We start from the raw sequence: 26638 nt of genomic DNA, 5'->3' as shown, positions 1-26638 counted from the left end.
CACCGCTATGGTCCCATGACGGGGCGTTCGAGAAGCTCAGCGGCATGCTGGAGCGCCGCGGCAGAGGTGGCGTCTCCGGAGAGCATGCGGGCCAGTTCGGCCTCCCGGTCGGTGCCCTCGACCACTCGGATGTCACTGTTGGTCACGGCATCTTGGCCCGTGCCCGAGGTCTTCATGACGACGAGGTGCCGGTCGGCGAACGCGGCGACCTGCGCCAGGTGCGTGACGACGATCACCTGCGTGTGCCGGGCGAGCTCGGCGAGGCGACGTCCGACTTCGACGGCGGCCTGGCCCCCGACCCCGGCGTCGACCTCATCGAAGACGAAAGTCGGCAGGGTCCTCTCGCCTGCCTCGGCCTGTGCTCGCGCCATCGCTACTTCGATGGCAAGCATGACACGAGAGAGCTCACCACCGGAGGCTCCCTTGCCGAGCGGGCGTGCCGGGGCACCGGGGTGCGCCGTCAGCAGGAGCTCGACGTCTTCGGCACCCCACGGACCCAAGTCGTCCCGTGGGGTGAGCTCGACCGTCATCTGCGCGCCGGACATGGCGAGGCCGGCCAGTTCGGCGTCGACTGCGGCTGCCATCATCTCCGCCGCACGGATCCGGCTGGCGGTGAGGGCAGCGGCCGCTTCTCGCTCGGCCGCGGTGTGCCGGTCGAGCTCGGCCGCGAGGGCTTCCCGGCCGGCCCCTGGCGCCGTGAGCGCACCCACCCGCTCGCGCGCAGCAGCCGCGAAGTCGAGGAGTTCGGCGAGCGTGCCACCGTCGGTGTATGCGCGTGCAAGGTCACTGAGATCGGCACGGCGCTGGTGCACCTGGTCCAGTCGCTGCGGATCGGCCTCCAGACCGGTGACATAGCTTCCGATCTCGGTGAGCGTGTCGGACAGCTGATAACTGACGGCGTCGAGCCGGCTGCTCCACTCCTGCAGTGTGGCATCGTAGGCGGCCGCACCCGCCAGAGACCGGCGCGCTTGGTCGACGAGAGCGACCGCTCCTTCGGGTGCGTCCAGATCCTCTGCTCCCCCGATCGCATCGTGGGCATGCTGGGCGGCCGTGCGAAGATCCTCGACGTTGCCCAGGCGCTCAGCTTCCGCACGCAGTTCCACGTCCTCGCCCGCTCGGGGTTCGAGGGCGTCGATACGTTCGAGCGCGCGCTGCAGCCGCTCCAGCTCTGCCTCCCGGGCCTGCGTGTCCTCGTCCCACCGGGCCAGCGCACGCGCAGCGTCTTGCCGCGCCGCGTGCGCTGCACCGTACTCGGCAACCGCGGCGAGATGGGCGGCGCCGGCGAAGGAATCGAGAGCTTGCCGCTGTTGAGCCGGCGCACGGAGCCGGAGCTGTTCACTCTGGCCGTGCACGGTCACGAGCTCGGCACCGATCTCACCGAGCAAGCCCTGGGGGACGGACCGGCCACCGACGTGCGCACGTGACCGGCTCGTCGAGACCGTCCGGGCCACCAGCAGCGCGTCGTCGTCGAGCAGCGCGCCGGCGTCGACGGCCACATCAAGGGCCCGGTGGCCCGGTGGTGGCACGAGCCGGCCCTCGACGACGGCACTGTCCGCTCCGGGGCGGACGGCCCCGAGGTCCGCCTTCCCGCCGAGCAGGAGCCCGAGACCGGTGAGCACCATGGTCTTGCCAGCTCCGGTCTCGCCGGTGATGACCGTCAGTCCTCGGTCGAGTTCGATGCGGGCGGACTCGATGACACCGAGGTCACGGATCTGGATCTCCTCGATCACGGGTTGTCGTGCTCCCCTCGCCAGCCGGCCACCGGAAGGTTGAACTTGCCCACGAGGCGGTCGGTGAACGGTGCCAGGTTGAATCGGGCGAGGCGGACTCGTTCCTCACCTCGCACCACGTCGATCCGTGCCCCGGGCGGTGCCTCGATCCGTCGCCGGCCGTCGCACCAGACGACGGCCGAGGTGTAGCTGCGGCTGAGGATCTCCACACTCATTCGCGAGTCCGGGCCGACCACGAGCGGACGGGCGAACAAGGTGTGGGCACTGATAGGCACGAGCAGCATCGCTTCGACGTCCGGCCAGACGACCGGCCCGCCGGCAGAGAAGGCGTAGGCCGTCGACCCGGTCGGCGTGGACATCACGACCCCATCGCATCCGAAGGTTGACAGTCCGCGGTCGTCGATGCCGATCGCTACCTCGACCATGCGTTCGCGTTCGGCCTTCTCAACGCTGACGTCGTTGATCGCCCAGCTGCGCACGGGCGGGGCGTCGGGCCGGGTGACGGTGACGTCAAGGGTCATGCGTTCCTCGACCGCGTAGTCGCGCGCGGCTGCCCGGGAGACGACGTGCGAGATCCGGTCAACCTCGGACTCAGCCAAGAATCCGACGTGCCCCAGGTTCACACCGATCAGCGGCGCGTCCCGGCCGCGGATCAGTTCGGCGGCGCGCAGGATCGTGCCGTCGCCTCCGAGAACGATCACGAGCTCGATCTCGGTAGCGGCGATCTCGTCTTCGGTGACCGGTGTCATTCCGTGCCGGCGCAGCTCGGTCGCGACCTGCTCTGCGGACCGTTGTGCCGCCGGTCGGGTGGGGTGGGTCAGGACGAGCACGTGACGGCTCATGAGGTTTCTCCTGTCGCAGCGGCCGCACCCGCAGGCCCGGTGGCGATGGCATGAGCGATCATGCTCTCGGGGTCAGTGCCGGGTCCGGCGTGCAGGTGCACGAAGTACTCCACATTGCCGCTCGGTCCGGGCAGCGGGCTGGCGACCGCGGCACGCAGGCCGAGGCCCAGCTCGGCCGCGGCGGCCACGACGGTGTGGACAGCATCCGCGTGCAGTGCTGTGTCCCGCACGACTCCCCCGGAGCCGAGTCGTTCCTTGCCCACTTCGAACTGCGGCTTGACCATGAGCAGCAGGTCAGCCTCGGGTGTGGCCACACTCCACAAGGCCGGCAACACCAGCGTGAGGGAAATGAAGGACAGGTCCCCGACCACCAGGTCGACCGGCGGCTGGACGTCCTCGGGCCGGAGCGAGCGGACGTTGGTTCGGTCCATGACCAAGACTCGGTCGTCATTGCGCAACGCCCACACCAGTTGGCCATAGCCAACATCGACAGCGACCACCGAACGAGCACCGCGACGCAGCAGCACATCGGTGAACCCGCCGGTCGAGGCACCAGCGTCGAGCGCATGACGACCAGCTACCCGTGGGGCCTTGCTGCCGAGAGCGTCGAGTGCTCCGGCGAGCTTGTGCCCGCCCCGCGAGGCGTACTCCTTCGCCCCGTCGGCCGGCTCCAGAACCCGCACCGCTCGGGCTGGATCCAGTTGAGTGGCGGCCTTGTTCGCCCGAGTGCCGTCGAGCAGCACTCGGCCCTCGGCGATCAGCTCGGCGGCGTGCTGGCGCGACCGGGCCAGTCCGCGGCGAACCAGTTCGGCGTCGAGGCGCGCACGGCGGGCCATCAGGCGTCGGCTCGCGCGAGCCGGTCCTGGAGGATCGTGTGCACGCGTTCGAATGCCTCCACGTGTGCCGGCAGCGGCTCGTCCTTCAGTCCCTCAGCGAACGCCAGGGCAGCCTCGAGGTCGTCGCCGGCGGGCTCGATGATCGTCACTGCTGCTCCCTTCTGACTCCCACGCTACCCGGCGCGACGTCAGTCTGCGGTGAGCGTGAGGGCGGGCACGTCGCTGAGCACGGTCGCGACTCCGGCGGCGTCACTGGCGGCCCAGGCTGCCGCGGCGGCGGCACGGAACTCGTCGATGGAGATCGGTGTCACGCCCAGTGACACCGGACCGTCTGGACGGTCGAAGACGACAGTGCCGTCCCGGACGCTGGCACGTGCCTGCCCGCACACCCAGACATCATCCTCGGCGCGGGGTTCGGGATGTGCCTGAGCGAGACCACGCAGATCAGCAGCGAGGTAGCTGGGACGATACTCGGGACGGGCTTTGAGAACCTCAGCCATCCCGTCGACCCCGGTCAGTACATGCAATCCGGGGTAGCACGCGGCACGGGCTCCGGCGAGATCGGTGTTCAAACGGTCCCCCACCACGATGGGGTGCCGTCCGCCTGCACGCGAGGCTGCCTGCTGAAAGATCTCCGGCTGCGGCTTCCCGGTAGACCGTGGCTGCACTCCCGTCGCATGCACCACGGCCGCAACCAGGGATCCGTTGCCGGGCGCCATGCCCCGTTCGGTGGGGAGTGTGGCGTCGACGTTCGACGCGATATGGGTGGCACCCGCGCCGATGGCGTAGACAGCCTCCGCCAGGTCGGGCCAGCCGAGGGTGGGTGCGAAACCCTGGACGACGACCGTCGGGGCATCGGCAGCTGTATCGACGACCGTCAGTCCTAGGTCTAGCAGAGCCTCCCGCAGTCCGTCGCCGCCGATAGCGAGCACGCGCGTGTCCTCATCGGCCTCGCTCGCCACCAGAGCAGCCGCCGCCTGTGCTGCTGTGGTCACCTCCTCCGGACCGGTCGGGATTCCCAGGTCGGTCAGATGCCGGGCGACCGTCTGCGGGGAGCGGGCGGCGTTGTTGGTCACGAACATCGAGCGCAAGCCCGCTGCACGCGCCTGGTCGATAGCGCTCGCGGCGTGCGGCACGCCGTCAGCTCCGCGATACACCACGCCGTCGAGGTCGAGCAGCGCGACGTCGTACTCCTCTTGGAGGGGACGGTCGCATCCGATCAGGGTGGCAGCGCTCATGAGTTGGCGTCCTTCTCGCTCGCCGTGCTCTCATCCTCGTCGCGAGAAGCTGAACTGCTGGCTGCCAGTGCCTCGATCTCCGCAGCAGACAGTTCAACCTCGCCGAAAGCCACATCCCCGTCGGACTCCTCCCGTACGGGAAGCAAACCCTCGAGCTCATCGGCCTCGGCAACGCGACCCAGCGCACGCAGCACAACGACGCGCGCTTCGGATACTCGTTCTCCCAGTGGGCCGGTGGCGGACGCCGCCTCCGCCTGCTCAAGCAGGAGGAGCGCAGCCTCAGGTTGGCCGAGATCGAGCCTCGCTCCGCTGGCCACGATCGCCAGTTCCACCCGGTCTTCTGCGCTCATCGCGGGACTGGGAGGCGCCGATGCCAGGTTCAGCGCCCGCTCAGGACGGCCGAGACCCCGTTCACAGTCGGCTTCAATGGCACGCAAACCGTCAACCCCGCTCAGTCGCCGGACAGTGCGCACCTCGCGCAGCGCTTCGGCGTAGCGGCCAGTCGCGTACGCCGCCAGCGCCACGGCCTCGCGGACAACATCGACCCGGCCCGCACGCCGCAAGGCCGCATGCGCATGCTGATACGCCCTCTCCGGGTCCTCATCGAGCAACAGCCCGGCCGTGACCAGGTGACGTGCGACGCGGTCGGCGTTGTCCTTCGACAGCGTACGCAGTCGCGAACGCGCGGAACGGTCGAGCTGATCCGGCGTGACCGATTCCGCCAGCGGCGGATCCTGGGGACGGTCCTCCTGCCGGGGACGCTCCTCCTCACGGCCTACAGGCGGACGCCGACGGCGCAGGTCGCTTCCCGCGGAAGAGCCCCGTGCGCCATCCCGATCACGGCTGCGGTGTTGCCCCGAACTACGGCCCGGCCGCTCACCGGAACCTCGCCGATCGTCCCGTGCACGCCACCCGTCGCCGCTACGACCCTCGCCCATCGTGCTCCTCACTGTTCAGATTCCGCCGACACACTACCGGGGTTAACGCAACAAGGGCCACCCCGTGGTGGGGTGGCCCTTGTTGGAATGGGTGTCCGGCGGTGTCCTACTCTCCCACGACCTCGCGGTCGCAGTACCATCGGCGCTGAGGGGCTTAGCTTCCGGGTTCGGAATGGGACCGGGCGTTTCCCGCCTCGCTATGGCCGCCGTAACTCTATGGAGATGACTACTGCACACTCTGCCCTGTTCCTACCCGGGCTTGTTGAACAAACCCTGGGCGGGGTGGGTGGTGGTGGCGGTCTCTCGGGAACCGCACAGTGGACGCGTACACGCAATGATTGTGTGTTGTGGTAAGTCATCGGCATATTAGTACCGGTCAGCTTCACACCTTTCGGTGCTTCCACATCCGGCCTATCAACCCAGTGGTCTAGCTGGGAGCCTCTCACACCTCGAGGGTGTATGGAAATCTCATCTTGAAGCAGGCTTCCCACTTAGATGCTTTCAGCGGTTATCCCTTCCCAACGTAGCTAACCAGCCGTGCTCCTGGCGGAACAACTGGCACACCAGAGGTTAGTCCGTCCCGGTCCTCTCGTACTAGGGACAGCCCTTCTCAAATTTCCAACGCGCGCAGCGGATAGGGACCGAACTGTCTCACGACGTTCTGAACCCAGCTCGCGTACCGCTTTAATGGGCGAACAGCCCAACCCTTGGGACCTACTCCAGCCCCAGGATGCGACGAGCCGACATCGAGGTGCCAAACCATGCCGTCGATATGGACTCTTGGGCAGGATCAGCCTGTTATCCCCGGGGTACCTTTTATCCGTTGAGCGACGGCGCTTCCACGAGCCACCGTCGGGTCACTAGTTCCGACTTTCGTCCCTGCTCGACATGTACGTCTCACAGTCAAGCTCCCTTGTGTACTTACACTCGCCACCTGATTGCCAACCAGGCTGAGGGAACCTTTGAGCGCCTCCGTTACTTTTTAGGAGGCAACCGCCCCAGTTAAACTACCCACCAGGCACTGTCCCTGATCCGGATCACGGACCGAGGTTAGATGTCCAGAACGACCAGAGTGGTATTTCAACGTTGACTCCACACCCGCTGGCGCGGGCGCTTCACAGTCTCCCACCTATCCTACACAAGCCGTACCGAACACCAATACCAAGCTATAGTAAAGGTCCCGGGGTCTTTCCGTCCTGCTGCGCGTAACGAGCATCTTTACTCGTAGTGCAATTTCGCCGAGTTCGCGGTTGAGACAGCGGAGAAGTCGTTACGCCATTCGTGCAGGTCGGAACTTACCCGACAAGGAATTTCGCTACCTTAGGATGGTTATAGTTACCACCGCCGTTTACTGGGGCTTAAATTCTGAGCTTCGCCACCAAAGGTGACTAACCCGTCCTCTTAACCTTCCAGCACTGGGCAGGCGTCAGTCCGTATACATCGTCTTGCGACTTCGCACGGACCTGTGTTTTTGATAAACAGTCGCTTCTCCCTGGTCTCTGCGGCCTTCAACGCTCACCACCGCAATGGGCAGGTCACGCGTCCGGCCCCCTTCTCCCGAAGTTACGGGGGCATTTTGCCGAGTTCCTTAACCACGATTCACTCGATCGCCTTAGTATTCTCTACCTGACCACCTGAGTCGGTTTAGGGTACGGGCGGCTAGAACCTCGCGCCGAGGTTTTTCTAGGCAGCATAGGATCACCCAATCATCCAGCATACGCTGTCACCATCAGCTCTCAGGCACATGAGGCACGGATTTACCTATACCTCGCCCTACAGCCTTGGACGTGCCAAGCCATAAGACACGCTGGGCTACCTTCCTGCGTCACCCCTGTTACTACGCTTACCTACTACCGGTTCGGGTCACGCGCTCGGACTGCACGTCCCCCGAAGGGGATCTAGCAGACGTTGGGCGTTTAGCATCACCGGATTCGGTATGGGCGGTTCTTCGCCGGTAGCAGAATATCAACTGCTTGTCCATCGACTACGCCTGTCGGCCTCGCCTTAGGTCCCGACTTACCCAGGGCGGATTAACCTGGCCCTGGAACCCTTGGTCATTCGGCGGACGGGTTTCTCACCCGTCTTTCGCTACTCATGCCTGCATTCTCACTCGTGTGGCGTCCACGGCTGGATCACTCCGCCGCTTCACTCCCCACACGACGCTCCCCTACCCATCCACACACCTGGACCCACCCCCGAAGAGGTAAGCCAAGTAAATGCGTGAATGCCACAGCTTCGGCGGTATGCTTGAGCCCCGCTACATTGTCGGCGCAGAATCACTTGACCAGTGAGCTATTACGCACTCTTTCAAGGGTGGCTGCTTCTAAGCCAACCTCCTGGTTGTCTGTGCAACTCCACATCCTTTCCCACTTAGCATACGCTTAGGGGCCTTAGCTGGTGGTCTGGGCTGTTTCCCTCTCGACTACGAAGCTTATCCCCCGCAGTCTCACTGCCACGCTCTCACTTACCGGCATTCGGAGTTTGGTTGACGTCAGTAACCTGGTGAGGCCCATCAGCCATCCAGTAGCTCTACCTCCGGTAAGAAACACGTGACGCTGCACCTAAATGCATTTCGGGGAGAACCAGCTATCACGAAGTTTGATTGGCCTTTCACCCTATCCACAGCTCATCCCCCCAGTTTTCAACCTAGGTGGGTTCGGTCCTCCACGCGGTCTTACCCGCGCTTCAACCTGGCCATGGATAGATCACTTCGCTTCGGGTCTAGAGCACGCGACTACGGTCGCCCTATTCGGACTCGCTTTCGCTACGGCTTCCCCACACGGGTTAACCTCGCCACGTACCACTAACTCGCAGGCTCATTCTTCAAAAGGCACGCTGTCACCCTGCTAAGGAGGCTCCAACGGATTGTAAGCATTCGGTTTCAGGTACTATTTCACTCCCCTCCCGGGGTACTTTTCACCTTTCCCTCACGGTACTTGTCCGCTATCGGTCACCAGGTAGTATTTAGGCTTACCAAGTGGTCTTGGCAGATTCACACGGGATTTCTCGGGCCCCGTGCTACTTGGGATACTCATCAAGAGGCCACGCAATTTCGTCTACGGGAGTAACACCCTCTATGCTGGGCCTTTCAATGCCCTTCGACTATCACGCGACTTGATCACTCTTCGCCAACCGGAGGATCAGCCAACGAGTCCCACAACCCCACAAGTGCAACGCCTGCCGGCTATCACACACCATGGTTTGGCCTCATCGATTTCGCTCGCCACTACTCTCGGAATATCTTTTCCTGTGGGTACTGAGATGTTTCACTTCCCCACGTTCCCCACACACCCTATGTGTTCAGGTGCAGGTAACCGGGCATGACCCCGGCTGGGTTTCCCCATTCGGAAATCCTCGGATCAAAGTTCGTTTGCCAACTCCCGAGGCTTATCGCAAGCTACTACGTCCTTCTTCGGCTCTGGTGCCAAAGGCATCCACCGAATGCTCTTAAAAACTTGCCACAAAATCAAAGATGCTCGCGTCCACTGTGCAGTTCTCAAGCTACCGACACTCACCCAACCCGCATACCAGCAACAGCCAGCACCAGACCAGACGGTGTACAACCAACCAACAACCCCACCAAAGCGGGCTCATTGCCTGGGACACCCAACAGTGTGTCCGCCCCAACACCCACCCCCACACAGGAAGGCAAGCACCAGAGACCGTGATTAATGTTCCACCCAATAGAAGCACCACCCCCAGAACACTCGCCCAGGGCATGGCACACCACCACCACATGACACCCACAACAGGCACCACAACAGCAGCAGCGAGCTTCACAACGTGAAACTCCTTAGAAAGGAGGTGATCCAGCCGCACCTTCCGGTACGGCTACCTTGTTACGACTTCGTCCCAATCGCCAATCCCACCTTCGACAGCTCCCCCCACAAGGGTTGGGCCACCGGCTTCGGGTGTTACCGACTTTCATGACGTGACGGGCGGTGTGTACAAGGCCCGAGAACGTATTCACCGCAGCGTTGCTGATCTGCGATTACTAGCGACTCCGACTTCATGGGGTCGAGTTGCAGACCCCAATCCGAACTGAGACCGGCTTTCTGGGATTCGCTCCACCTCGCGGTATCGCAGCCCTTTGTACCGGCCATTGTAGCATGCGTGAAGCCCAAGACATAAGGGGCATGATGATTTGACGTCATCCCCACCTTCCTCCGAGTTGACCCCGGCAGTCTCCTATGAGTCCCCACCATTACGTGCTGGCAACATAGGACGAGGGTTGCGCTCGTTGCGGGACTTAACCCAACATCTCACGACACGAGCTGACGACAACCATGCACCACCTGTACACCAGTGTCCAAAGAGACCCACATCTCTGCAGGCTTCCGGTGTATGTCAAGCCTTGGTAAGGTTCTTCGCGTTGCATCGAATTAATCCGCATGCTCCGCCGCTTGTGCGGGCCCCCGTCAATTCCTTTGAGTTTTAGCCTTGCGGCCGTACTCCCCAGGCGGGGCACTTAATGCGTTAGCTGCGGCACAGAATCCGTGGAATGGATCCCACACCTAGTGCCCAACGTTTACGGCATGGACTACCAGGGTATCTAATCCTGTTCGCTCCCCATGCTTTCGCTCCTCAGCGTCAGTAGTGGCCCAGAGACCTGCCTTCGCCATCGGTGTTCCTCCTGATATCTGCGCATTCCACCGCTACACCAGGAATTCCAGTCTCCCCTACCACACTCTAGTCTGCCCGTACCCACTGCAGGCGCGGAGTTGAGCCCCGCGTTTTCACAGCAGACGCGACAAACCGCCTACGAGCTCTTTACGCCCAATAATTCCGGACAACGCTTGCGCCCTACGTATTACCGCGGCTGCTGGCACGTAGTTAGCCGGCGCTTCTTCTGCAGGTACCGTCAGCCGAAGCCTTCTTCCCTACTGAAAGAGGTTTACAACCCGAAGGCCGTCATCCCTCACGCGGCGTCGCTGCATCAGGCTTTCGCCCATTGTGCAATATTCCCCACTGCTGCCTCCCGTAGGAGTCTGGGCCGTGTCTCAGTCCCAGTGTGGCCGGTCACCCTCTCAGGCCGGCTACCCGTCACCGCCTTGGTAGGCCATCACCCCACCAACAAGCTGATAGGCCGCGAGCCCATCCCTCACCAAAAAATCTTTCCAAACACACCCATGCGAGCATGCCTGAATATCCAGTATTAGACGCCGTTTCCAGCGCTTATCCCAGAGAAAGGGGCAGGTTACTCACGTGTTACTCACCCGTTCGCCACTAATCCACGGTGCAAGCACCGCTTCATCGTTCGACTTGCATGTGTTAAGCACGCCGCCAGCGTTCGTCCTGAGCCAGGATCAAACTCTCCGTAAAAGAATCTATCAACACCCCACACCCCAAAAGAGCACAAGGCGCCAACAAACCATACGAAACAAACAATCCCAGCAGATGCGCACCCAAAAAGAGCGCACACCAACCATAAAAAACTGGCATCAATCACTACAAACACACTGTTGAGTTCTCAAACAACGAACGCGCACCTTCAGGAGTCCCAGATCTGGGATCCGCTCGGGGCAACCGCTCTACCCTACCGCTCGCTGCTCTTCGAGTCAACGTGGCTGGTTGGGCCGGATCGTGATCCTACCCCACCAAACCTGACTCGCGCTACCGCGACTCGGTCGGATGATCAGCTCGGTTCTGCTTGGCTGATCTGCTCCGTGTGTGGACCGGCCACCTGATCGGTGTCCGTTGCTCCTTCACGGGGCGACGGGATGAAACATTACGGGCCGGTGAACCCTGGGTCAAATCGCGGGGTCCTGCTCACTCGATCGTGCCTGACGTGCCGCTCGATGCCCTCTGACCTGCACAGATACGTTTCCAGCGACGTCCTGAGCGGGCTGCCCGCCTCACAGCCCAGGGACAACGTGATGCGGGTCACCCGCGCGCTCCCGCCTTCCCGTGACGGCACGTGCATTGCGGTGCCGGTACCCGGCCACCACCCGACCACCGTTCGGTCGCGGGCCAGCCTTCCCGCTCAGCACCCGTGAGCGCGATGCACAGCGACATCGCGATGTACAAAGACGCCCCGCTGCATCACGACACTGGGGCCGCACCGTGTCAGTGCGGCCCCAGTCACGAGGACGAGCGATCCTTGATGGTCATCCAGAAACGACGGCCAGGGAACGCCGACCGCGGCGCACGAGCGCCACGTCACCGGCCAGCAGATCATCACCGGTGATGATGCGGTCCGCATCCGTGACCTTCTCGTTGTTGAGGTAGGCACCACCGTCGGCGACCACACGTCGGGCGGCGTTGCGCCCCTTCTCGAGCCCGGCAGCCACCAAGGCGTCCACGATGGTCGTCTCACCAATGATGATCTGACCCCGCGGTACCTCGGAAACGGCGTCGGCCAGAGTGCCCGCATCCAGTCGGCGCAGCGCGTCGGCATCCCCACCCCCGAACAACGCGGCGGAGGCCGCCTCGACCCGTTCGGTGGCCCCCGAACCGTGCACGATCGTCGTCACTTCCCGCGCGAGCGTGCGCTGCGCCGTCCTCGCCTTCGGGTTCGCCTCCACCATGTCAGCGAGTTCGGTGATCCGGTCGCGATCGAGGAAGGTGAACACCTTGAGGTAGTCCACCACGTCGGCATCGGCAGTGTTCAGCCAGAACTGGAAGAACGCGTACGGGCTCATCATGTCCGGCGCCAGCCACACCGCGCCGCCCTCAGTCTTGCCGAACTTGGTGCCGTCAGCCTTCGTGATCAGCGGCGTGGTCAGCGCGTGCACCGAGGCACCATCGGCCTTGTGCACCAGGTCGACTCCCGAGAGCAGGTTGCCCCACTGGTCGTTGCCCCCAGTCTGCAGCGTGCACCCGTACCGCCGGTGCAGCTCGAGGAAGTCCATCCCCTGCAGGATCTGGTAGCTGAACTCGGTGAAGCTGATGCCCTCGTCGCTGTTCAACCGGCGCGCCACGGTGTCCTTGGCGAGCATCGTGCCGAGCCGGTAGTGCTTGCCGACGTCACGCAAGAAGTCGATCGCCGACAGCGGCGCCGTCCAGTCCAGGTTGTTCACCATCTGCGCCGGGTTATCACCCTCGAAGTCAAGGAACCGTGAGATCTGCGCGTGCAGCCGCTCCGTCCATGCGGCCACCACCTCCTTGGTGTTCAGGGTGCGTTCCCCCGACATCCGCGGGTCGCCGATCATCCCGGTGGCACCACCGACGAGCGCGATGGCGCGGTGCCCGGCATTCTGCAGGTGGCGCAGCAGCATCAGCTGGACAAGGTGCCCGTGGTGCAGGCTCGGACCCGTGGGGTCGAAGCCCGCGTAGTAGGTGACCGGTCCCGTCGAGAGCGCCTCGGCCAGGGCCGAGAGGTCGGTGGACTGGGCGATCAGACCGCGCCAGCGCAACTCGTCGAGGATGTCGTTCACTGTGACCTACCTTGTCTACGCTCCGTCTGCGTGACGGGACTGGGGCCTGTTCCCCTGTCCGCGCCCCAGCCTAGAGGCCGTCGCTGCATCGTCACGACCGCTGCATTGTCACGACGTTCCTGGGCCGGCCCGGAACGCCGAGACGTGCGGGTCGCCGTCGATCCAGTACCGCCACGGGTAGGCATCGGTACCTGCACGACCGGAGACGCCCACCCGTGGGCCCGTCCGCATGGTGACCGGTTGGTCCGCCGGTACCAGTTCCAGTGGCCTCGCTCCGGCTTCCGGTGCGCGCATACGCGACGCTTCCGGCGCCGGTCGGTCCCGCGGCGAGTGCTGGATCGTCATAGGAGCGCCGTCGTGCGCCAACGTGAGGCCGAGCACCACCGCGAGCCGCGCCGGTCCACGGGCGAGATCGCGCTCGGCACGGCACACGCCCGCGGCCCGTCGACGCTGCCACGCCACCTCCTGGCCCGCTACCACCTCGCCTGCCCGCAGCAGCACCGCCGTCGCCGTCCCCGCGGGAGAACAGACCACGTTGACACAGTGGTGCAGACCGAGGTGCCGGTAGACGTAGACGCGTCCTGGTGGCCCGAACATGGTGGCGTTTCGCGCGGTCCGGCCTCGGTAGGCGTGCGACCCTGGATCTTCGGCGCCGCGGTATGCCTCGACCTCGACGAGGCGGACCGCGACGCCATCGGTGCCGACCAGCACGCTGCCCAGCAGCAGGGGTGCGACGTCGGTCGCGACGGCGGACAGGTCGATCTGTCTCACGTCCCGCTCCGGCGCTGTGTGCGCAACCGCCCGAACGCGTCCACGTGCAGATCTGCCACCTCGCGCGCGCCGGATTCGGCGAACAGCTCGGCCTCCTCGGCCATCCACTGCCGCCAGTACGGCTCAGCCCCGGCCCCGTCGCGCACCAGCCCGCGCGCGAGACGCACATCGTCAGCAGCCTCCACCCAGACGATCACGCTCAGGAACGCGCGGGTGACCGCACGCACACAACCCACTCCTTCCACGACGAGGTAACCGCCGGTGGGAACCTCCTGCTCCTCTGCGAGCTCCTCGAGGTGCCAGTCGTAGCGGCGGTACCGGCCCACCCGTCCCAGCCACAGCCGCGCGAGGATCTCTTTGCGAAGCCGGTTCGCGGAGTCCCGCAGACCGGACCATCCCAGATAGAGGTCGTCCATGTGGACCGTTGTCACTGCGGCGCCCCCGGCCTGCAGGTCTGCGACCACAGCCGAGGCCAGGGTGGTCTTGCCAGAACCAGCGGGGCCGTCGATCGCCACGACGGTCGTCTCACCGCAGCGAGGACCGGCCGTGCGGGCCGCCTCGGTGATGGCCCGCACGGTCTGTGCCGGTGGCGACGCCTCGGTCATGGCGATCCGGCTGCGCAGTGTCCGCTCACGCGCGCAGTGCCTCGCGCAACGACCTCGCCCGTCCCCGCGCTGCCTCCAGCTGTTCGGCAACCCGCACCGGGGCGGTGCCGCCAACGGCGTCTCGTGAGGCGAGTGCACCCTCCACGGAAAGAACCTCGCGCACCGCTGGGGTCAGGGCCGGGTCGATCTGCGCCAACTGTTCGTCGGTGAGGTCCCACAGCTCGATGTCGCGCTCCTCGCACACCCGCACGCATGCGCCAGCCAGCTCGTGGGCGTCCCGGAACGGCACCCCTTGGCGCACCAGCCATTCGGCGATATCGGTGGCCAAGGCGAACCCCTGCGGAGCAAGCTCGGCGAGCCGATCGGTGTGGAACGTCAACGTGGCCACCATGCCGGCCACTGCCGGCAGGAGCAGTCCGAGGGTGTCGACGGCGTCGAACACCGGCTCCTTGTCCTCCTGCAGATCCCGGTTGTAGGCCAATGGCAGGCCCTTGAGCGTCGCGAGCAGCCCGGTAAGGTCGCCGATCAACCGGCCGGACTTCCCACGGGCGAGCTCAGCCACATCGGGGTTCTTCTTCTGGGGCATGATCGAGGAGCCCGTAGAGAAGGAGTCGTGCAGCGTCACGAAGGCGAACTCCTTCGTGGCCCATACGATCACCTCCTCCGAAATCCGGGAGAGGTTGACCCCGATCATGGCTGAGACGAACGCGAACTCGGCCACCAGGTCGCGGGAGGCGGTGCCATCGATGGAGTTCTCGACCGGTCCGTCGAACCCGAGCTCGGCGGCCACGGCCGCCGGGTCGAGGCCGAGCGAGGACCCCGCCAAGGCACCCGACCCGTACGGGGAGTACGCCGCACGGCGATCGAAGTCCTGCAGACGCTCGACATCGCGCAACAGCGGCCACGCGTGGGCAAGCAGGTGATGGGCCAGGAGCACCGGCTGCGCGTGCTGCAGATGCGTGCGGCCCGGCATCGCGGCACCTGGATGCGCAGCGGCTTGCTCGCACAGGGAGTCGACCACGTCCAGCACACCGGCCCCGATCATCGTGGCCTGCTCCCGCAGGTACATCCGCACCTGCGTGGCGATCTGGTCGTTGCGCGAACGCCCCGCCCGCAACTTGCCACCGAGCACTGGGCCGGCACGCTCGATCAGCCCCCGCTCGAGCGCCGAGTGCACATCCTCGTCCTCGACCGCCGGGGTGAACACCCCGGCCGTGACGTCGGCATCCAACTGGTCCAACGCCGTCAGCATGCCCTCCAGCTCGGCCTCGTCCAGCAGCCCGGCTCGGTGCAGCACGCGTGCGTGGGCCCGTGAGCCGGCGATGTCGAGGCGTGCGAGACGCCAGTCGAAGTGCGTCGACTTGCTCAGGGCAGCCAGGGCGTCAGCGGGTCCGCCGGAGAACCGGCCACCCCATAGCGCTCCTGACGCAGTGCCTGCAGATGGCTCACGCTCCGACGGCGCGGACTGGCCACCCATCAGTCGGCTCCTTCTTCCATGGCCACGTGGTCCAACGCGCTCTGGTCTCCGGACCCGGCCTGCGGGTTCGCGGAGATGACGTGCGCACCGCCGGTGGGCAGTTCACCGAACAGCGTGCCGTTCTCGACCAGCACCTGCCCCTGGTCGACCGGCTGCTGGGCGTACATCTCCAGCTTCGCGCGGGAGTCGGCGATGTCGAGGTTGCGCATCGTGAGCTGGCCGATGCGGTCGGTCGGGCCGAACGCGGCGTCCTCGGTGCGCTCCATGGAGAGCTTCTCTGCGGCGTAGGAGAACGCCGGGCCGTCGGTGCGCACGATCGTGTAGTCCTCACCGCGCCGCAGCCGCAGCGTCACCTCACCGGTGACGACGGACGCGATCCACCGCTGGATCGATTCGCGGATCATGAGCGCCTGCGGGTCGAGCCAGCGCCCCTCATACAACAGGCGACCCAACCGCCGACCCTCAGCGTGGTAATTGGCGATCGTGTCCTCGTTGTGGATCGCTGCTACCAGGCGCTCGTACACGATGTGCAACAGTGCGATCCCGGGAGCCTCGTAGATGCCGCGGGACTTGGCCTCGATGATGCGGTTCTCGATCTGGTCCGACATCCCCAGCCCGTGCCGGCCGCCGATGGTGTTGGCCTCTTGCACCAGCGCGACCGGGTCCTCATACCGGCGGCCGTTGATGGAGACCGGACGGCCCTGCTCGAAGGCAATGGTGATGTCCTCGGTCTCGATCGCAACATTCGGGTCCCAGAACTTCACGCCCATGATCGGCGTGACCGTCTCGAGCGAGACGTCCAGGTGCTCGAGCGTCTTCGCCTCGTGGGTGGCGCCCCAGATGTTGGCGTCGGTGGAGTAGGCCTTCTCGGCGCTGTCGCGGTAGGGCAGATTGCGCTCGGTGAGCCACTCGCTCATCTCCGACCGACCGCCCAGTTGACTCACGAACTCCGGATCCAGCCACGGCTTGTAGATGCGCAGGTTCGGATTGGCGAGTAGGCCGTAGCGGTAGAACCGCTCGATGTCGTTGCCCTTGAACGTGGACCCGTCGCCCCAGATCTCCACATCATCGGCCTGCATGGCCCGCACGAGCAGGGTGCCGGTGACGGCTCGCCCGAGCGGAGTGGTGTTGTAGTAAGCACGCCCGGCGCTGCGCAGGTGGAAGGCGCCGCACGCGATGGCGGCAAGGCCCTCCTCCACGAGTGCGGACTTGCAGTCCACGGACCGGGAGATCTCGGCTCCGTACTTCAGCGCTCGGCCGGGAACCTTGTCGATCTCCGGCTCGTCGTACTGGCCGAGGTCGGCGGTGTAGGTGCACGGGACAGCACCGCGCTCACGCATCCATGCCACGGCGACAGAGGTGTCCAACCCGCCCGAGAAGGCGATGCCTACCCGCTCGCCGGCCGGCAGCTGTGTCAGTACCTTGCTCACTCGTTCTCCTTCTCGTCGCGCTCTGGTTCGCGGCCGTCGGCCAGGTCCAGGAACAGCTGGGCGACGGCGGTTCCGCCGTCTGGGTCTGCTGCGATCACCAGCACAGTGTCGTCACCGGCGATCGATCCGATCACCGGCGGCAGCACCGACTGGTCGATCGCCGATGCCAAGAATTGTGCCGCGCCCGGCGGCGTGCGCAGAACCACGAGGTTGCCCGAGGCTTGCGCGGAGACGAGCAGCTCGGTGCACAGGCGCGCCAGGCGCGCGGCGAGCTGTTCGCCGTCGGAGGTGTTCGGGTACCCGAGGGGCCCCTCGGGTGGCACGGTGTACTGCTGGCCGCCTTCAGCGCCACGCACCTTCTGGGCGCGCAACTCCTCCAGGTCCCGGGAGAGGGTGGCCTGCGTGGCCGAGAGTCCACGGTCGGCGAGCAGCTGCTGGAGCTCGGCCTGCGAGCGCACGCTACCGGTAGCGATGACCTGGCGGATCAGTGCGTGCCGGGCGGTCTTGGTGGCAGGAACGCTCATCGGCTGCTCGCCGTCATCGGTCCACCAGCCAGGTCAGGATCGCTTTCTGGGCGTGTAGCCGGTTCTCGGCCTCGTCCCACACCCGGGAGGCAGGCCCTTCGATCACCTCGTCGGTGATCTCCTTGCCGCGGTAGGCGGGCAGGCAGTGCAGCACCACGGCCCCCTCCTCAGCCGAGTCGAGCAGTTCGGCGTTGACCTGGAACGGCCGGAATGGCGCTTCGCGTTCGTCCTTCTCGTCCTCCTGCCCCATGGATACCCAGGTATCCGTGGCCACCACATCAGCCCCGGTGACGGCGGCCGTCGCCTCCTCCAGCACGGTCACCGAGCCTCCGGTGCCGGCCGCGAGGGCAGCCGCCCGCTTCACCACCGCCGGATCTGGCTGATAATCCTCCGGCGCCCCGATGCGCACGTGCAGACCAGCCAGAGCCCCGCCGAGCAGGTAGGAGTGCGCCATGTTGTTGGCGCCGTCACCGACGTAGGCGAGGGTGCGGCCCGAGAGTGCGGGGCCGTCCGCAGTGAAACCGCCGGTGTGCTCTGCGATGGTGAGCAGGTCGGCGAGGATCTGGCACGGGTGGTAGGCGTCGGTGAGGGCGTTCACCACCGGCACGCCGGCGTGAGCAGCCATTTCCTCCAGCGCCGACTGCGCGTAGGTGCGCCAGACGATCGCCGTGGTCATCCGGCCGAGCACACGGGCGGTGTCCGGCACCGACTCGCGCACCCCGACCTGGGCGAGCCGGCCGTCCACCAGCATCGGGTAGCCGCCGAGGGCCGCGACGCCGGCGGTGAAGGAGGCCTGGGTGCGCAAGGTCGGCTTGTCGAAGATGATCGCCACCGACTGTGGGCCGGCGAGTGGCTGGCGGCTGTACGGATCGGCTTTGAGCACGGCGGCCAGCTCGAGCACCTCCCGCTGCTCGGACCAGGTGAGGTCGTCATCAGCGAGAAAGTGCCGCAGCCGAGAATGTGTCGGGTCGTGGGCGCTGTCAGTGGTCATGAGTTGGCTGCCTTCTGCAGAATCTGGGGCAGGGCGTCGGTGAACGTCTGCGCCTGCTCGCTGGTCAGGATGAGCGGTGGTGCCAGCCGGATCGCGTCCGGGGCCACCGGATTGACGATGAATCCAGCCTCCAGGGCTTGCCGTGCCACGGCCGGAGCGATCTCCTCGGTGAGCGTGATGGCAAGCAGGAGGCCCTCGCCACGCACGCCGGCCACGAGGGGGTGGCCGATGGCGGAGATCTGCTCGCGCAGCGCGGCTCCGGTGGTACGGACCCGCTCGAGCAGGTCGTCCCGCTCGATGACATGCAGCGTCGCCAGAGCGGCAGCCGCGGCCACCGGGTTGCCGCCGAAGGTGGTGCCGTGCTGCCCCGGGCTGAAGAGGCCGGCCGCCTGCTCGGTGAGCGTGAGGACCGCGCCGATCGGGAAGCCGCCGCCGAGGCCCTTGGCGAGTGTGACGACATCCGGCGTGAGACCACCACCGATGTGATCGTGGTGGAACGCCATCCACTCCCCTGTTCGCCCGACTCCGGTCTGCACCTCGTCCAGGATCAACAGGGAGCCGTGCTCGGACGTCAGGCGCCGTGCGGCGGTCAGGTATCCGGTGGGCAGATGCCGGACGCCCGCCTCGCCTTGCAATGGTTCGACCACCAGGGCGGCCACGCGGTCGCCGTCGGTGGCGAAGGCCTGCTCAAGCGCCTCAACGTCTCCGAACGGTAGGTGCTCAACGCCCCCCGGCAACGGTTCGAAGGGTTCCCGGTAGGCCGGTTTGGCCGTCAGTGCGAGGGCCCCCATCGTGCGGCCGTGGAAGGCGCCCTCCAGCGCCAGGATGCGCGGCCGGTCCTGCCCACCGTGCCGGCGGGCGAGTTTGAATGCCCCCTCGAGCGCTTCGGTGCCGGAGTTGGTGAAGAACGTGCGCGCCGCCGTCGGCCGCGAACCACCGGCAGTGAGCGTCGCGAGCCGCTCGGCCAGGGTGATCTGCAGCGGGGACGCGAAGAAGTTCGAGATGTGGCCCAGCGTGCCCAGCTGCGCAGAGATGGCGCCGGTGAGCGTGGGATGGGCGTGCCCCAGGCTATTGACGGCGATACCCGCCAGCAGATCCAGGTAGCGCTGGCCGTCGGCGTCCCAGACGTAGCAACCCTCACCGCGCACCAGTACCCGCTGCGGAGCGCCGAAGGTGTTCATGAGCGCGCCGGTGTAGCGACCCGTCCACTCGGCCTGGGTAGCTGCGGGCGTGGTGCCGGTGAGCTCGTGCAGCGCGGTGGTCTCAGTCATGACTGCTCCTTCGGGCTGGGCAGGACCATGGTGCCCACACCCTCGTCGGTGAAGATCTCCAGCAGCAGCGAGTGCGGCTGCCGTCCGTCGATCACGTGTGCCTGCGGGACGCCGCCGGTGACGGCGCGCAGGCACGCCTCCATCTTCGGCACCATCCCGGAGGCGAGGGTGGGGAGCATCTCAGCGAGGGCATCGGCCTCGATCTGCCGGATCAGCGAGTCCTTATCCGGCCAGTTCGCATACAGGCCCTCGACATCGGTGAGCACGATGAGCTTCGTGGCACCCAGCGCCGTGGCCAGAGCGGCAGCTGCCGTGTCGGCGTTGACGTTGAGCACGTCACCGGGGCTGTCCACGTCCGGTGCGATCGTCGAGATCACGGGAATGCGTCCGGCATCCAGGAGGTCCATGACGGCGTGGGGATCGACGTCGATCACGTCGCCGACCAGACCGACGTCCACGAGCTCACCGTCCACCGTGGCCTGCCGCTTGCGACCGGTGAACAAACCGCCGTCCTCGCCGGAGATCCCGACGGCGAGGGGCTGGCGTTCGTTCAGACGGCTCACCAGATCGCGCTGCACCTTTCCGGTCAGCACCATCCGGACCACGTCCATGGTCTCGGGGGTCGTGACCCGCAGACCGCCGCGGAACTCCGAGGTGATCTCGAGACGCTCCAGCATGGCCGAGATCTGCGGTCCTCCCCCGTGTACGACGACAGGCTTGAGCCCGGCGTAGCGGAAGAAGCGCACGTCCTCGGCGAAAGCGCGCTCCAGGTCGGCGTCGACCATCGCGTTGCCGCCGAACTTGATGACGACGACGGCCCCAGCGAACCGTTCGAGCCACGGCAGCGCCTGGATGAGGACCTCGGCCTTCTGGTCCGGGCGAAGGTCGGTCTTGGTGTTGAACACGAATGACTCGTCGGAATGGTTGCTCATGTGGAGTAGGCGCTGTTCTCGTGAACGTAGTCGTGGGTGAGGTCATTGGTCCACACGGTGGCGGATGCCTCGCCCGCGTGCAGGTCGATGAGGATCCGGACCTCGCGGTCGGCAGCAAGGTCCACCAGGGTGCGGTCCTCATGTGCAGCACCCGAGCGGCAGATCATGACGCCGTTGACGCTCACGTCCACCTGGTCGGCCTCGAACGGAGCCACCTCCACCGGGACAGTTCCCACTTGGGCCAGGATGCGGCCCCAGTTCGGGTCGTTGCCGAAGACCGCGGCCTTGACGAGATTGGAGCGAGTGACGGCACGGGCCACCGCGAGCGCCGCGTCGGTGCTGGTCGCGCCGGTCACGTGGACTGCGATGTCGTGGGAGGCTCCCTCGGCGTCGGAGACCAGCTGGCGGGACAGGTCGGCCGCCGCTCCGGTCAGTGCCTCGGTCAGTTCCGCCTCGCTCGGTTGGATGCCGGAGGCCCCCGAGGCCATCAATACGACGGTGTCGGAGGTGGACATGCAGCCATCGGAGTCGACCCGGTCGAAGGTGACCGAGGTGGCGGTGTGCAGTACACGCCGGGCGAGCGCCGGATCGACAACCGCATCCGTGGTGAGGACGCTCAGCATCGTGGCCATGGCGGGGGCGAGCATGCCGGCACCCTTGGCCATCCCGCCCACGCTCCACCCGTCGCGCACCACGTGGGTGGTCTTCGGGACAGTGTCGGTGGTCATGATCGCCCGCGCGGCGTCCGTGCCACCGTCGGTGGCCAGAGCCTCAGCCGCGGCACCGATCCCGGGCAGAAGCTTGTCCATCGGAAGCCGCTCCCCGATGAGCCCAGTGGAACAGACGACCACGTCGGCGGCCGAGACGCCGAGAGCGTCGGCGGCCCGTTCGGCACTGTGGTGAGTGTCGGCGAAGCCCTCCGGCCCGGTGCACACGTTCGCGCCGCCGGAGTTGAGCAGGACCGCCTCGACCACGCCGTCGGAGACGACCTGGCGGGACCACATCACGGGGGCACCGACCACGCGGTTGGTGGTGAACACGGCAGCGCCGACCTTGTGGGGGCCGTCGTTGACGACGAGTGCGACGTCCGGGGAGCCGGAGGCCTTGAGGCCGGCGGTGATGCCGGACGCCCGGAAGCCGGCGGGGCTTGTCGTTGTCACGGGGCGACTCCTTCGGTGGTCAGGCCGAGCCCCTCGGGCAGGCCGAGGGCGAGGTTCATGGACTGCACCGCGGCACCGGCGGTGCCTTTGACCAGATTGTCGATCGCGCAGATGGTGACCACTCTGCCGGCTCTCTGGTCGATGGCGACCTGCACCAGGGCGGTGTTCGCACCCACGGTGGCGGCCGTCGTCGGCCACTGCCCCTCCGGGAGGAGGCGAACGAACTGCTCACCGGCGTAGGCCTCTTCCCAGGCGAGGCGCACCTGAGCGGGCGTGACACCGGGGGTGAGCGGCGCCGTCGTGGTGGCGAGGATGCCGCGAGACATGGGCACCAGCACTGGGGTAAAAGAGACGTGAAGGTCCGCTACCCCCGCCGCGACACGGAGGTTCTGCTCGATCTCGGGAACGTGCCGGTGCGTCCCGCCGACGGCGTAGGGTGCGGCCGAGCCGATCCCTTCCGCGGCCGTGAGGTGGGGTTTCATGGCCTTGCCGGCACCGGAGTAGCCAACCGAGAGGACGGCGACCACGTCGCTGGGATCGACCACGCCGGCGGCGACGCCGGGCTGGATACCCAGCGTGACCGCGGTGACGTTGCAGCCGGGCACCGCGATGCGGCGAGCGTCGTTGAGCACGCCACGCTGCGCCGAGGCCACGGACTCACCGCTGTGCAGCAGTTCGGGCATGCCGTAGGGCCAACTGCCCGCGTGCTCGCTGCCATAGAAGGCTGCCCAGTCGGTGGCGTCGGTGAGCCGGTGGTCGGCCCCGAGGTCCAGGATCAGCGGGGTAGCACCGCCGGTGCCGACCAGGTCCAACTCCGCGGCGATGGTGCCGGAGGCTCCGTGCGGCAGGCCGAGGACGACGACGTCGTGCCCGAGCAGATTCTCGGCTGTGGTGGCAGCGAAGGTGCGATCAGCCACGCTGCGCAGATGCGGGTGATGGCGGCCAACAAGTTCGCCGGCGTTGGAGTGCGCAGTGAGTGCACCGACCTCCACCTCTGGGTGTGCAAGGAGCAGGCGCAGGGTCTCTCCACCGGCATAGCCACTGGCACCCGCGATCGCGACCGATACAGTCATATGAATAACTATACATGGCGTGGTGCGGGAGAGCGCAACCATGCAGTGAGATACGGAAGAATGGCCGGCATGAACGTGAGCAGCCCCGCCACAGGGACGCCGAGGAGCGAGGTGTGCCGGAGCAAGGCACCGCAGCGAGCGTGCAAGAAGGGCACAGTATGAGCACCACCATCGTCCAGGGCGCCGAGGTCGAGGACTACCCCGAGATCCCACCAGAGGCTCGGCGCGGCCGGGCAATGCGGGTCACCGAGATCGGTGAGGCCGTCCTGCACGAGCGCTGCGCCGACGTCACAGCGTTCGGCACCGACGAACTGCGCACGCTCGTGGACGACATGTTCGCCACCATGCTGGTGGCCGAGGGAGTGGGCCTGGCCGCGAACCAGGTGGATGTCAACCTGCGGCTGTTCGTCTATGACCTCACCGACACCGACGGCACCCGGTATGTGGGCCACGTGGCCAACCCCGAGGTGGAGGTGACGAGCAGCGAGACAGAAGAGACCGAGGAAGGCTGCCTCTCGGTCCCCGGCCCGGGCGCCGACCTCTTCCGTCCGCTCGATGTGCGACTGCGCGGGGTGGACATCACCGGGGCGCCGGTGGAGATGACAGCCCACGGGTACCTCGCACGCTGCTTCCAGCACGAAACCGACCACACCAACGGCCGGCTCTACGTGGACCTGCTGAGCAAGCGGATCCGCAAGCGGGTGCTGCGTGACATGGAGCATCTGCGCGAGGAGGTGCTCGAGCGTCGGGAGTCGGTCAGCCGCATGCACGAGAAGGAGCCGGTGACCTATCCGGAGCGCTGAACGATCCGGAACGCTGAGCGGACGGGTTGATGGCGATGCCACCCGTGCCGGCTACGCGCCGCCCTGTCCGCGCGAGGACTGAGTGCGGGCCCGTTCGGCCGCCCAGATGGCGAGCTCCACCCGGTTCCGGACGTCGAGCTTGGTCATCAGGCTCGCGATGTGGGTCTTGACCGTACTGAGGGAGATGTGGAGGTCCCGGGCGATCTCGGTGTTCGCCTGCCCTCGAGCCACCGCTTCGAGCACGTCCTCCTCACGCGCCGTCAACGGCACCCTCGGGGACTTCAGGTCCGAGACCGCCGCCGAGCGCCCGGCGAGCGGAGACGAGCCGGCGAAGGCCTCGATCAAGCGCACGGTGACGCTCGGGTCGATCATCGCATCGCCACGAGCGGCTGCATGAACGGCTTCGGCCAGCAGGACGGGCCCGGCGTTCTTGAGCAGGAACCCGCGCGCACCATGTCGCAGCGCGGTGTAGACATACTCGTCGAGATCGAAGGTGGTGATCACCACCACCGGGATCGGGTCAGGCACCCCCGGGCCGGCGAGCCGCTGGGTGACCTCCAGCCCGTCCGTCGCAGGCATCCGGATGTCGACCAGGCACACGTCCGGACGTTCCTGACGGGCAAGCCGGATCGCCTCCTCCCCGTCGGCCGCCTCGGCGATCACCTCGATTCCGGGCTGGGCGTCCAGGATCATCCGCAGCCCCGTGCGGACGATCTCCTGATCGTCGGCCACCAGCACGCGGATGCTCACCAGTGGGATCCTGCCAGGGGAAGGGTGGCCGCGACGACCCAGCCGCCGTCGGGGCCAGGGCCGGCGCTGCAGTACCCGCCGAGCATGTCCGCCCGCTCGGTCATACCGGCGATCCCGTAGCCTCCCGACGGCGGGGCGTGCGTCGGACTACCGTCGTCACGGATCTCCAGGGTCACCTGATCTGTATCGATGTGGACCAGGAGAATTGCACGCGTGGCACCGCGTGCGTGCCGGCGCACATTGGTCAGTGCCTCCTGGGCGATGCGGTAGACAGCCGCACCGACCGGCGCGGGAACAGCCGAGGGATCCCCGGTGACCTCGACGTGCATCGGCACCGCAGGGTCGGAGCCCGCGAGAGTCTTCAGGTCGGCAATTCCGCGGGCCGGGGCGAGCTCGGGTTCGTCACGGCGCAGGATGCGCACGATCGAGCGCATGTCCTCCAGCGCACGGGTCGCTTCATCTTCGATCACCCGGAGGGCGTCACTAGCGGCAGCAGTGGGGGTGAGACCGCCGGCGGGGCTCTGCGATGCTGCGACGGCACGCGCGGCCTGGGCCCGGACCGCGATCGCGGAGACGTGGTGGGCGACGGTGTCGTGCAGGTCGCGGGCCAGCCGCTCCGCCTCGAGCAACCGCACCTGTTCCATCTCGCGCGCGCGTGCGGCCGCGCGCCAGCGGAACGCGAGACCGAGGGCACCGGTGGCGAGGACTACTGCCGCTGATCCCCCGGCGTCGGCCCAGGGTGCCGAGCCCACGAGACTCGGGACCATCACGGCGAGGAGCATCAGTACCCCACCGGCGAGCATCGACCGGCGGCTCCCCCACCGTGGTACCGCGTACACCAGGGTGAGCACGTAGATCGAGGAGATCAGGGCGAGATCGGTCGCGATCACCTGCCCCGCGACCGCGGCGACACCGAGTGCGATGGCGAGCATCGCCGTCGGGAATCGGCGCCGCCACAGCGTGGTGACGGCGACGGCCACCAGCACCACAGCCCACGGCCACTGCGGTGGAACATCGGTGCGCAGGACTGTTTCGGCGGCGACCACGATGGCAACACCGAGGAGCAGAACCCAGTCACGCCACCCGCGGGCCGGCGGGTCGACGGGCGGCGTCAGCCAGGTACGCGCAGCAAGCCCCATAGCGTCAGGATACGGTCGCCTCATCGTGGGCCGCGGCGGATGGCGAGCTCGGCGACGACCATGTTGATGCCCCAGCCTGCAGCCATGAGGATGGTGTACTTCGCAGTCTCGGGGATGCCGAGATCAAGCATCATGGGCATCAGGGTGAACACCTGAGTCCCGGCGCCGAGGCCGATCGCGTAGGAGCGGATCATCCACGCACGGTGTACGCGGACGTTCCGGCGCCCGATCGCGACCACGGCGATCACGAGACCGGCCGCCATCAGGGCCCCAAGGCCCACCCGGATCACGGTGAGCGCGGGTCCGTTGACGGCGGGCAAGTCGTAGGCCACCGCCATCCAGATCCCGGAGAACGCCGACACCAGCCCGGCGGGGACGAGCACCCGCCCGGCGAAGCGGTGCCAGCGCCGCCGACGCAGCGACGGGATGAATTGCAACGCACCCAGCACCAGGTACAGAGCGGAGCAGACGATGTGCGCAACAACAGGCACCGGGGAATCGAAGAAGCGGGCGTTCTCAGCGGTGATCGCGGCGCCCGAGGCGATCTCGGCAACGCGCATCGAGCCGGCGATCACGGGAACGAACGCGAGAAGGATCAGACCGACGGGCACCGGCCACGAGCGGCGAAGCGAACGGGACCGAGCGGGGGCGTCAAGCGTAGGAGTGGTCATACCTCGACCCTGTCGGAGCGGCCGGGTCGCCCACATCGGCCACCAGGCTGGAAGGACTCGGCCGTATGGCCGAGTCCGTAG

At 66.5% G+C, this 26638-nt stretch carries 21 protein-coding genes and 3 rRNA genes; 1 reads left to right on the top strand and 23 read right to left on the bottom strand.

Features of this window, described 5'->3' with window-relative positions; translation table 11 throughout:
- Positions 1-5: 5 nt before the first annotated feature.
- The 20 genes from recN to argC form a co-directional block, all read right to left on the bottom strand.
- Positions 6-1730, bottom strand: coding sequence for a DNA repair protein RecN (gene recN / locus IM660_RS08330; protein ID WP_193498862.1), 1725 nt, complete (start codon positions 1728-1730; stop codon positions 6-8).
- Positions 1727-2572: an NAD kinase gene (locus IM660_RS08325; RefSeq protein ID WP_193498861.1), complete on the bottom strand. Its 846-nt coding sequence runs from the start codon at positions 2570-2572 to the stop codon at positions 1727-1729. Before IM660_RS08325 ends, recN begins: the two co-directional genes overlap by 4 nt.
- Positions 2569-3408, bottom strand: coding sequence for a TlyA family RNA methyltransferase (locus IM660_RS08320; RefSeq protein WP_193498860.1), 840 nt, complete (start codon positions 3406-3408; stop codon positions 2569-2571). The genes IM660_RS08325 and IM660_RS08320 overlap by 4 nt, the downstream gene beginning before the upstream one ends.
- On the bottom strand, positions 3408-3557 hold the full coding sequence (locus IM660_RS08315; protein WP_193498859.1) for a hypothetical protein: 150 nt from the start codon (positions 3555-3557) through the stop codon (positions 3408-3410). The genes IM660_RS08320 and IM660_RS08315 overlap by 1 nt, the downstream gene beginning before the upstream one ends.
- A 39-nt stretch (positions 3558-3596) precedes the next feature.
- Entirely contained in the window at positions 3597-4646 is a 1050-nt protein-coding gene (locus IM660_RS08310; RefSeq protein WP_193498858.1) for an HAD-IIA family hydrolase, read from the bottom strand.
- Positions 4643-5584 carry a hypothetical protein gene (locus tag IM660_RS08305; RefSeq protein ID WP_193498857.1) on the bottom strand — a complete coding sequence of 314 codons (942 nt, stop codon included), beginning with the start codon at positions 5582-5584 and terminating at the stop codon, positions 4643-4645. The genes IM660_RS08310 and IM660_RS08305 overlap by 4 nt, the downstream gene beginning before the upstream one ends.
- A gap of 93 nt (positions 5585-5677) precedes the next feature.
- Positions 5678-5795, bottom strand: a 5S ribosomal RNA gene (gene rrf, locus IM660_RS08300).
- Between the two features lie 135 nt (positions 5796-5930).
- Positions 5931-9045 (bottom strand): 23S ribosomal RNA (locus tag IM660_RS08295).
- A 336-nt stretch (positions 9046-9381) separates the two neighbouring features.
- Positions 9382-10906: ribosomal RNA gene (locus IM660_RS08290) — 16S ribosomal RNA — on the bottom strand.
- Together the 16S, 23S and 5S rRNA genes form the textbook arrangement of a ribosomal RNA operon.
- A 785-nt stretch (positions 10907-11691) precedes the next feature.
- Positions 11692-12960 carry a tyrosine--tRNA ligase gene (gene tyrS / locus IM660_RS08285; RefSeq protein WP_193498856.1) on the bottom strand — a complete coding sequence of 423 codons (1269 nt, stop codon included), beginning with the start codon at positions 12958-12960 and terminating at the stop codon, positions 11692-11694.
- A 108-nt stretch (positions 12961-13068) separates the two neighbouring features.
- Positions 13069-13731 carry a DNA-3-methyladenine glycosylase gene (locus IM660_RS08280; protein ID WP_193498855.1) on the bottom strand — a complete coding sequence of 221 codons (663 nt, stop codon included), beginning with the start codon at positions 13729-13731 and terminating at the stop codon, positions 13069-13071.
- On the bottom strand, positions 13728-14336 hold the full coding sequence (locus tag IM660_RS08275) for a uridine kinase family protein (protein WP_193498854.1): 609 nt from the start codon (positions 14334-14336) through the stop codon (positions 13728-13730). Before IM660_RS08275 ends, IM660_RS08280 begins: the two co-directional genes overlap by 4 nt.
- A gap of 25 nt (positions 14337-14361) precedes the next feature.
- On the bottom strand, positions 14362-15813 hold the full coding sequence (argH, locus tag IM660_RS08270) for an argininosuccinate lyase (protein ID WP_193498853.1): 1452 nt from the start codon (positions 15811-15813) through the stop codon (positions 14362-14364).
- On the bottom strand, positions 15813-17243 hold the full coding sequence (argG, locus tag IM660_RS08265; protein WP_193498852.1) for an argininosuccinate synthase: 1431 nt from the start codon (positions 17241-17243) through the stop codon (positions 15813-15815). Before argG ends, argH begins: the two co-directional genes overlap by 1 nt.
- Positions 17240-17767, bottom strand: coding sequence for an arginine repressor (locus tag IM660_RS08260; protein WP_193498851.1), 528 nt, complete (start codon positions 17765-17767; stop codon positions 17240-17242). Before IM660_RS08260 ends, argG begins: the two co-directional genes overlap by 4 nt.
- Positions 17768-17780: 13 nt before the next feature.
- On the bottom strand, positions 17781-18758 hold the full coding sequence (gene argF / locus IM660_RS08255) for an ornithine carbamoyltransferase (protein ID WP_193498850.1): 978 nt from the start codon (positions 18756-18758) through the stop codon (positions 17781-17783).
- Positions 18755-20029, bottom strand: coding sequence for an acetylornithine transaminase (locus tag IM660_RS08250; protein ID WP_193498849.1), 1275 nt, complete (start codon positions 20027-20029; stop codon positions 18755-18757). Before IM660_RS08250 ends, argF begins: the two co-directional genes overlap by 4 nt.
- Positions 20026-20961, bottom strand: coding sequence for an acetylglutamate kinase (argB, locus tag IM660_RS08245; RefSeq protein ID WP_193498848.1), 936 nt, complete (start codon positions 20959-20961; stop codon positions 20026-20028). The genes IM660_RS08250 and argB overlap by 4 nt, the downstream gene beginning before the upstream one ends.
- Entirely contained in the window at positions 20958-22121 is a 1164-nt protein-coding gene (gene argJ / locus IM660_RS08240; RefSeq protein ID WP_193498847.1) for a bifunctional glutamate N-acetyltransferase/amino-acid acetyltransferase ArgJ, read from the bottom strand. Before argJ ends, argB begins: the two co-directional genes overlap by 4 nt.
- Positions 22118-23194 carry an N-acetyl-gamma-glutamyl-phosphate reductase gene (gene argC, locus IM660_RS08235; RefSeq protein ID WP_246465217.1) on the bottom strand — a complete coding sequence of 359 codons (1077 nt, stop codon included), beginning with the start codon at positions 23192-23194 and terminating at the stop codon, positions 22118-22120. Before argC ends, argJ begins: the two co-directional genes overlap by 4 nt.
- 158 nt (positions 23195-23352) lie before the next feature.
- On the opposite strand from argC, the gene def reads away from it, so the two are divergent.
- Positions 23353-23997 (top strand): peptide deformylase, encoded by a 645-nt coding sequence (gene def / locus IM660_RS08230; RefSeq protein WP_210769097.1) that lies wholly within the window; start codon positions 23353-23355, stop codon positions 23995-23997.
- 51 nt (positions 23998-24048) lie between these two features.
- Here the strand turns inward: def and IM660_RS08225 are convergent, their stop codons facing one another.
- The 3 genes from IM660_RS08225 to IM660_RS08215 are packed head-to-tail and all read right to left on the bottom strand — an operon-like array spanning position 24049 to position 26557.
- Entirely contained in the window at positions 24049-24747 is a 699-nt protein-coding gene (locus IM660_RS08225; RefSeq protein ID WP_193498844.1) for a response regulator, read from the bottom strand.
- Positions 24744-25886, bottom strand: a complete 1143-nt coding sequence (locus IM660_RS08220; protein WP_193498843.1) for a sensor histidine kinase — start codon at positions 25884-25886, stop codon at positions 24744-24746. The genes IM660_RS08225 and IM660_RS08220 overlap by 4 nt, the downstream gene beginning before the upstream one ends.
- 20 nt (positions 25887-25906) lie before the next feature.
- Entirely contained in the window at positions 25907-26557 is a 651-nt protein-coding gene (locus IM660_RS08215; protein WP_246465216.1) for a DUF2306 domain-containing protein, read from the bottom strand.
- Between the last annotated feature and the right edge of the window lie 81 nt (positions 26558-26638).

The organism is Ruania alkalisoli (assembly GCF_014960965.1).
Taxonomy (GTDB): domain Bacteria; phylum Actinomycetota; class Actinomycetes; order Actinomycetales; family Beutenbergiaceae; genus Ruania; species Ruania alkalisoli.
This window is presented reverse-complemented; position numbering and strand designations above follow the sequence as displayed.